The 7,452-nt window shown below is 62.2% G+C and carries 7 protein-coding genes; 1 reads left to right on the top strand and 6 read right to left on the bottom strand.

Annotated elements, in window-relative coordinates:
• Positions 1-1,594 (top strand): carbamoyl-phosphate synthase large subunit (gene carB / locus H5T60_09560; GenBank protein MBC7242678.1); only part of this gene is annotated, 1,594 nt, incomplete at its 5' end.
• An 80-nt stretch (positions 1,595-1,674) separates the two neighbouring features.
• Here the strand turns inward: carB and H5T60_09555 are convergent.
• From H5T60_09555 to H5T60_09530, 6 genes are all read right to left on the bottom strand, one after another.
• Positions 1,675-2,754: a hypothetical protein gene (locus H5T60_09555; protein ID MBC7242677.1), complete on the bottom strand. Its 1,080-nt coding sequence runs from the start codon at positions 2,752-2,754 to the stop codon at positions 1,675-1,677.
• 9 nt (positions 2,755-2,763) lie between these two features.
• Positions 2,764-3,120: a hypothetical protein gene (locus H5T60_09550; protein MBC7242676.1), complete on the bottom strand. Its 357-nt coding sequence runs from the start codon at positions 3,118-3,120 to the stop codon at positions 2,764-2,766.
• A 147-nt stretch (positions 3,121-3,267) separates the two neighbouring features.
• Positions 3,268-4,350 (bottom strand): hypothetical protein, encoded by a 1,083-nt coding sequence (locus H5T60_09545; GenBank protein ID MBC7242675.1) that lies wholly within the window; start codon positions 4,348-4,350, stop codon positions 3,268-3,270.
• Between the two features lie 69 nt (positions 4,351-4,419).
• Positions 4,420-5,553: a hypothetical protein gene (locus H5T60_09540; GenBank protein ID MBC7242674.1), complete on the bottom strand. Its 1,134-nt coding sequence runs from the start codon at positions 5,551-5,553 to the stop codon at positions 4,420-4,422.
• A 12-nt stretch (positions 5,554-5,565) separates the two neighbouring features.
• Positions 5,566-6,501 (bottom strand): polysulfide reductase NrfD, encoded by a 936-nt coding sequence (gene nrfD, locus H5T60_09535; GenBank protein ID MBC7242673.1) that lies wholly within the window; start codon positions 6,499-6,501, stop codon positions 5,566-5,568.
• 17 nt (positions 6,502-6,518) lie between these two features.
• Positions 6,519-7,091 (bottom strand): 4Fe-4S dicluster domain-containing protein, encoded by a 573-nt coding sequence (locus tag H5T60_09530; GenBank protein ID MBC7242672.1) that lies wholly within the window; start codon positions 7,089-7,091, stop codon positions 6,519-6,521.
• Positions 7,092-7,452: the final 361 nt, after the last annotated feature.

Genomic DNA, 7,452 nt, shown 5'->3' with positions numbered 1-7,452 from the left:
ACCTCTAGCTCGTATTCCTTCCAACCGAGGAGCGACATCTCGACCAGCACCTGATGGACCGGGCTTTCGCGCAGGCCGTGATCCACGACGCGGCGCAGTTCCTGGTCGTTGTGTCAACGCCTGCTTCGCCCTGAAAGAACTGGGCTATGAGACCATCATGGTCAACTGCAACCCGGAGACCGTCAGCACCGATTACGACACCGCAGACCGCCTGTACTTTGAGCCGCTGACGCTTGAGGATGTGCTGAACATCGTGGATGTGGAACAGCCGGACGGCGTCGTCCTGCAGTTCGGGGGACAAACGCCGCTGAAGCTGGCGCGGGCGCTGGAGGCCGCCGGCGTCCCCATCTGGGGCACCTCGCCGAAATCCATTGACCTGGCGGAAGACCGCGGCCGCATGAGCGCCCTGTTGAAGGAGCTGGACATCCCCCAGCCCGAAAGCGGCGTGGCCTGCACGCCCGAGGAAGCCCGCCAGGTCGCACAGCACATTGGCTTTCCCCTCCTGCTCCGCCCATCCTATGTATTGGGTGGGCGTGGGATGGTCATCGTATATAACATGGAAGAGCTGGACGCCTTCCTGGAAGAGGCGATGCGCGCTTCGGAGGGCAGTGTCCTCCTGCTGGACCGCTTCCTCGAAGATGCTTTTGAGATTGACGTGGATGCGGTGGCGGACGGAGAGCGGGTGGTGATCGGCGGCATCATGCAGCACATCGAGGAAGCCGGCGTGCATTCTGGCGACTCCGCCTGCGTTCTGCCCCCCTACAAGGTCAGCCTGTATCATCTGAACATCATCCGCGAGTACACCCACCAGCTTGGCCTGGCGCTGAAGGTGCGCGGCCTGATGAACGTGCAGTTCGCCATCAAGGACGAGATCGTCTATGTGCTGGAGGTCAACCCGCGCGCTTCCCGGACAGTGCCTTTTGTCAGCAAGGCGACCGGGGTATCGCTGGCGAAGATCGCCGCCCGGGTTATCGCCGGCCAGTCCCTGGTCGAGATCGGTTTCACCCAGGAACCGGAGGTGAAAAAGTTCTTCGTCAAAGAGAGCGTCCTGCCCTTCCACAAATTCGCCGGCGTGGACGCCCGCCTCGGCCCGGAAATGCGCAGTACGGGCGAGGTCATGGGCATTGGTGAGACCTTTGGCGAGGCTTTTGCCAAAGCCGAGATGGCGGCGAACATGCCCCTGCCCACCAGCGGCACCGCCCTCATCAGCGTCAATGATTATGACAAGGGAGCGATCCTGAAAATCGCCCGGGATCTCAGCCGGCTCGGGTTCCGCCTGATGGCCACCCCGGGTACCGCCGAATGGCTCCGCCGCGTAGGGCTGGAAGTGGAAGCGGTGAACAAGGTCAGCCAGGGCTCGCCCCATGTGGTGGACGCCATCGCCGCCGGCCAGGTGGACCTGATCATCAATACCCCGTTGGGCCACCATGCCTACAGCGACGGCATGCGCATCCGCGCTGCCGCCACCCAGTACCAGGTGCCCTTGCTCACCACCCTTTCGGCCGCCATGTCCGCGGTGGGGGCCATCCGGGCGCTCCAGCAAGGGTCCCTCGCCGTGTACAGCCTGCAGGAGATTTACGGCCGGCGGCAGTGAACGCCCGCTCCGAAACGACAAATTCAAAACGGGGCATCGTCCATATGGCGATGCCCCGTTTTGAATTCACGAGCGCCGGCTCAGAACCCGGGGATTTCCTTGACCACCACCCCCTCGTTGGCCTTCACCTCATACGGAAGCAGGTCCTTCTCGGTCAGGAAGATGTCCGGATTGCCGTGGCAGTTGGTGCACGACTGGTTCTGCGGCGTCACCCGCTGAATGTTATGCGGCGTGGCATATTTCCACGTCGGCAGAGCATCGTAGTTGGGAAGCAGGTCCTTGCCGTAGTACTCGTAGTCATCCGGTGCGATGGGCACATGCCGCACCACGACGTACTTCCACGGGCGCTCCGGACTGCGCAGTGGGTTCAGGCCAATCTTGAAGTCCATGACCGTCTTGGCGATCTTGTAGTACGGGATGCCGTCCTGCTGTGCCACATGGCAGGAGTAGCAGTTCTTGTACGTGGTCGCGTGACAGACCTGGCAGGCCAGCAGTTCCAGGTGCTTTTCGGTATGCTGGGCGATGCCGTCGCCGGGCTTCACATCGGTATGGCATTCGCGGCAGTCGGGCGTCGGCGGGCCGTCATAGCGGTGCTTCTTTTCGCCCAGCGCGCCGTGCGCCTGCTCCTCCGAATGACAGCGGAAGCAGGGCATGCCGGCCTTCTGCCAGTGCACATCCGCCGGTATTCCCTCATTCTCGCCCTTATATTCATCATTGATGCGGCTTCCATGACAGCCCGTGCACGTCAAGTTCATCGGCGGGATCTTCTTGAAGTCGTGCCCCTGCAGGAGACCGCCGTCCAGATTAGTGGGCATGCTGACATGACACTGCCCGCAGGTGGTGTGACATTTGTCACAGTGATTCGCCATCACCTGCTCAATCTGCGGATATTTATCCGGCGTACTGCGCGCGTACAGGGCCGTGCGGTAGCCGGCCAGCGTGGTATGCAGGCTGGTGGCATCCGTGGTCACGATCTCGCGATGGCAGGGCGCACACGCCTTCTGCGAATCCGGCTCGCGCACCACGCCTTCATGCGCTTCCATGGAATCAACCCCCGACTTCCCACCGTGGCAGGTGATACAGCCAAAGCGGGAGTGCAGGCTGGCAGGGAACTGCTTGCCGTTGATGAAGACCTTTTGCCATGCCTCAACCTGAGGCACTTCGCCTCCTCACCCCTCGCCCTCGGAAAGGCTGGGGCCTTTCTCCGGCTCTTTCGCCAGCTCCCGCAGTCTGGTTTCATCCGTGTGGCAGGTGCGGCAGTTGGAATCGTCCGCCTTCACAAAGCCGTCGCCGGTCTTCGCCGGCGCCAGCAGAGGGAACTGCAACGCCACCGGCGTAGGCTTGGGCGGCGTCGTCGGCGTCGGCTGAACGGCCGGCGGCGCATACTGGGTCGGCGTGGGCGGGACCGGGGTAATCGGCGTGGGGGCCGGCCCACATCCTGCCGCCGCCACCATCACCAGCAGACCGATGAGCATCAGGACCACTGGCCCCGCCCATCGGACAAGTCTTCGCAGAAACTCACTCATAGCATCTCTCCCTGAAAAGGGATGGACAAGGACATCCTGCGGTGCAAAGAATGAGACAATGTAATACGACAATCCCTTTGAGATATACTGCCCTCTGGTGGATGGGGTTCACCCATCCACCAGAGGGGTAATAGCTTGGACGATTGTTTAGGCGGACTTCCGCCGGCGCAGAGCCAGGCCCGCGCCCAGGCTCAGCGCGCCCAGACCCAGCACCAGACCTTCGACGGGGAAGACCGCACCGCCGGTGGTCGGCAGGGTGGCCGGCGTGGCCTGCGCCTCAGCCGCGGCGCCGGAAGCGGTGCCCTCGGTCGGATAGTCGGGCACTTTGCTGGGATCAAAGCGGTTCACCGCGACCTCCGGATTGGCGCTCCACGCCTGCATGCCGTACAGCAGGCTGTAGGCATCGTAGCCCAGCGCTCGCAGGGCCATAGCGACCTGGGCCGAAGTCTGGCCGGTGTAGCAGTAGACCACCACCTGGCGATCGGAGGGGATCTTTGCCAGCGTGGCGGCATCCCACATTTCCTTGGGGCTCATGTTGACCGCGCCGGCGATGTGGCCCTTGGCATAGTGCTCGGCGGACCGCAGGTCAATGATGAACGGATCGTTGCTGGTATCGCCGTCGTTCAGGTTCTCGTACAGCGCCTTCACCTGCACGTACTTGGTGCCGTCCTTCAGAGCGGCCTGCAGGGCCGCCTGGACAGTATCGCCCAGCGGCTTGGGCAGGGGGTAATTGCCGGTCGCCTCCACTGCCTCGGTGGTCACCGGGTAATCGGGCACGGTAGAGGGATCAAAGCGGTGGTGATAAACCTCGGGGTTGTTGCTCCAGCCGCTCATGCCGAAGAGCAGGTTGTAGGCATCATAGCCCAGCATGCGCAGGCCGGCGGTCACCCAGCTCGCGTTCTGGCCGGTGTAGCAGTAGACCACGATGGGCTTGTCCTTGGGCAGTTGCGCCAGGCTCTCGGGGGTGAAGACCGCGTTCACATCCATGCGCACCGCGCCCTTGATGTGCCCCTTCTCATAATCCTCCGCATTGCGTACGCTGAGGATGAAGGGGTCGTTGGACGTGTCACCGTCGTTCAGGTTCTCATAGAGCGCCTGAGCAGAGATGTTCTTGGTGCCGCCGCTGAAGTAGGCCTTGGCCGCCGCCAGGATGTCCTCCGCGGCATAGGCCACGCCGGCCAACAACAGCGCCAGCACGAGGACCAGATTGAGCAGTGCAAACTTTTTCATAGCCACCTCTCCTTTGCATCATAGTGATATGTGTTCGATGAGCGCGCCCATCGTGACACAACGAAGCGATCATCCGCCCGCCGGCTTGACGGCGCTTTCCCAGGCCTGGTCCGCCTGGTGGCATTTCACGCAGTCGCCGGCGTAGGCGTCCTGATTATGCGAAGAGGGCTTGGCATGGCAGGCGTCACAGTTCGACGCAATCTTGGCACGCAGGCCCTCGATATGACAGCCGACGCAGTCCACCTGGGTATGTTTGCCCTTGTACTGATCCCAGATCTGCACATGTTCGGGCCAGGTGCCGGCGGCAAAGGTCCAGGTGTTGGCCGGGTCATGGCACGAGGCACAATCATCGCCGCCAAAATCGTGCGCCTTCTCGTGACAGGCCACACACTGCGTGGACAAGCCGCCGAAATTCGGATAGCGATGACAGGAAAAACAGGCGACCTCGGCGTGCTTGCCGACCAATGGCATGGGATGCACCGCCACCTTCACCTGCGCCCAATCCCGGGTGGAAGTGTGGCACAGGTCACAGTTCAGATTCTGCACGTCATGCGGCCCCACATGGCAGGCGCTGCATTCCGTCAGCTTGACATCCAGGTTGCGCTGTTCGTGACAGTCCAGGCACACGTTCATATTGCACACCACGTTGCCCGAGACCGGGTCAAAGCCGTGCCCCACCTGACCGTGGCAGTCACTGCAGTACACGTCCAGCGCCTGACCGTGTTCGATCTTATCCGCTACGATCTTGTGCGGGGTGCGCAGACGGTCGCCGGGGATTTCCGCCGGCAGGTTGTAATGGCAGACGATGCAGTCTGCCGGCCGATCCTTGGTGATGTCCGCGATCAGCCCCTTATGCGACGCCTCCTTATCCGAGACCGTGCCATCGCCGCCATGACAGGTCACACATCCCAGCTTGCCATGCGGCTTGTAGATGGACTCCGGCTCAATCAGGAATTCTTCCACTTGATTCGGGTCTGCCGCGCTGGCCTTCAGGGCATCGAGGGAGAAATGGCATTCGCGGCAGGTCTGGGACTTCGCCGGCAGGGCATAGGCAATGGCGTGCAGGGTCGGGGTCGGCGTGGGCGCTTTGCCGGCCAATGCCACCCCAATGGGTTGGAGCAGTAACCCGAGGCCGATGGCGACGCCGGCCAGTGCCAGCGCGATCAGGATCAGGGTCCAACGAGGCCAACTCTGTGGAAGCATACTCACCCTCCCTTACAGCGCCACCGGGATGCCGGAGAAGACGATGAGATAGCGCAGGAACAGGCCGGCGATGACGATGCCCGCGCCGGACAGGATGCCGGAGATAAACCCGTGCCGGCGGGCGCCGATGGCGTACGCGTGTACCACAAACGGGTAGAACAATCCCGGGAACACCACAAAGGCCCAGAAGATGACGGCATTCGGCCCCATCAATACCAGCCGGGCGGACTCTGCGGCTACGCCGCCCTGGAGCCAGGCCACTGCCAGCACCAGGCCGATCAGCACCGCTTCCAGGCCGATCAGCACGATGTGGATGATGGGCAGGGCATGGAAGCGGCGGGCCACGTCGGGCACGGCAATGGTGGCGCCCAGGTCAATGGTCAGGCCCATGCCGGTGGAGCCGGCCGAGACCAGGAACAACAGCGGCAACAGCGGCGTGTGCCACAAGGGCACCGCCCGCACCACGGACAGCAGGATGCCGGTGTAAATGGCCACCCCAACCGCCAGGACGGCGCCCACCCCCGCCAGCACCCGCCGGATGGAGCGATACGGGAGTGTGGCCGGCAGGAACTTGAGGAACCGCCGCAGCCAGGCCAAGATGCCGGGATAATTGTCCATGATCTCCATCAAGCCGTAGAGCAGGCTCACCGGGATGAACAGGGTCAAGAGCCAGATGCCCCAGGTCATCACCGAGGTGAAGTGGGTGAACATGTAGATGATTCGCCAGGGTTCCATCTTGCCGGCGCCCAGGTCGAAGATCAGCAACAGGGAGCCGATGATGACCAGCGGTCCGCTGACGCCGGCGCCGATGAGCGTGGTCGGGCAGAAGGCGTGCTTATAGCGCTCGCCGGTCAGCTCCACCACTGCCGCGGTGAGCAGTGAGCCGGCGCCCATGCCGCCGAGGAACAGATAGATGGCGACCAGCCACCCCCAATGTGTTTGTCCCATGCTCGCTCCTCCTGGCCTTATTCACCGGGGAAGATGTAAAACAGGATGCCGGGCTCCGTGCCGAATTCCGGATGCAGGGGCTTGGCCCGGCCGGAAGCGATGAGCTGGCTCACCTCGCTGTCCGGGTCATCCAGCCGGCCGAAGATGCGGGCGCCCGGCGCGCAGGCCTGCACGCAGGCCGGCACACCGCCCCCTAACACCCAGTCCAGGCACAACCAGCACTTTTCGGCAATGCCCTTTTCCTCATCGTAGCGCCGCGCATCATAGGGACAGGCCACCATGCAGTAGCGGCATCCGACGCAGGTCTTGTCATTCACCAACACGGCCCCGCTCTCATGGTGATAGGTGGCGCCGGTGGGACAGACGCTCTCGCAGGGCGCCTTCACGCAGTGCTGACACTGCACCGGCAGGAAATAGGGGCTTCCATCCGGTTTCTGTTTGGGGTAGACACGAATGTAGGACATATCCCCGGGAAGCTCATTGCGCTGATGACAGGCCAGCTCACAAGCGCGACAGCCGGTGCATTTGTTCAGGTCAATGATGAGGGCGTATTTGCCGCGCGCCTCGGCCAGCGCTTGATCGAGGGTCATCAGCTTGCCGCCGACGGCAATGAGAACAGTGCCGGCCAGGCCGGCTTTGAGGAACTGCTTGCGGGACAGGATCGATTTGTTCGGATCGTTCATAAGGACAGCTCCATGGACCGATGCTCTGCAAACACCAGGACCCGCGTAAACCAAGAGGACACCTTGACAAAATATTCAGAACTGAATATACTATGATCTAGTACTCTGTGATAATTATAACAGCTTTTTTCCAGTTGTCAAGTCCCTGCAGGGCTGGGTCTTACCCACTTTTGACAGTACGACGTCCTCCTGCTATTTGGTAGTTGCGAAACCAACCATAGAGCAGAGAGGGCGTCGTGACACTAACATACCATGATGTACTGGCATT

The organism is Anaerolineae bacterium, from assembly GCA_014360855.1.
Taxonomy (GTDB): Bacteria; Chloroflexota; Anaerolineae; order JACIWP01; family JACIWP01; genus JACIWP01.
Note: the sequence above shows the minus strand (reverse complement) of the source record. Positions and strands in the feature narration are given on the sequence as shown.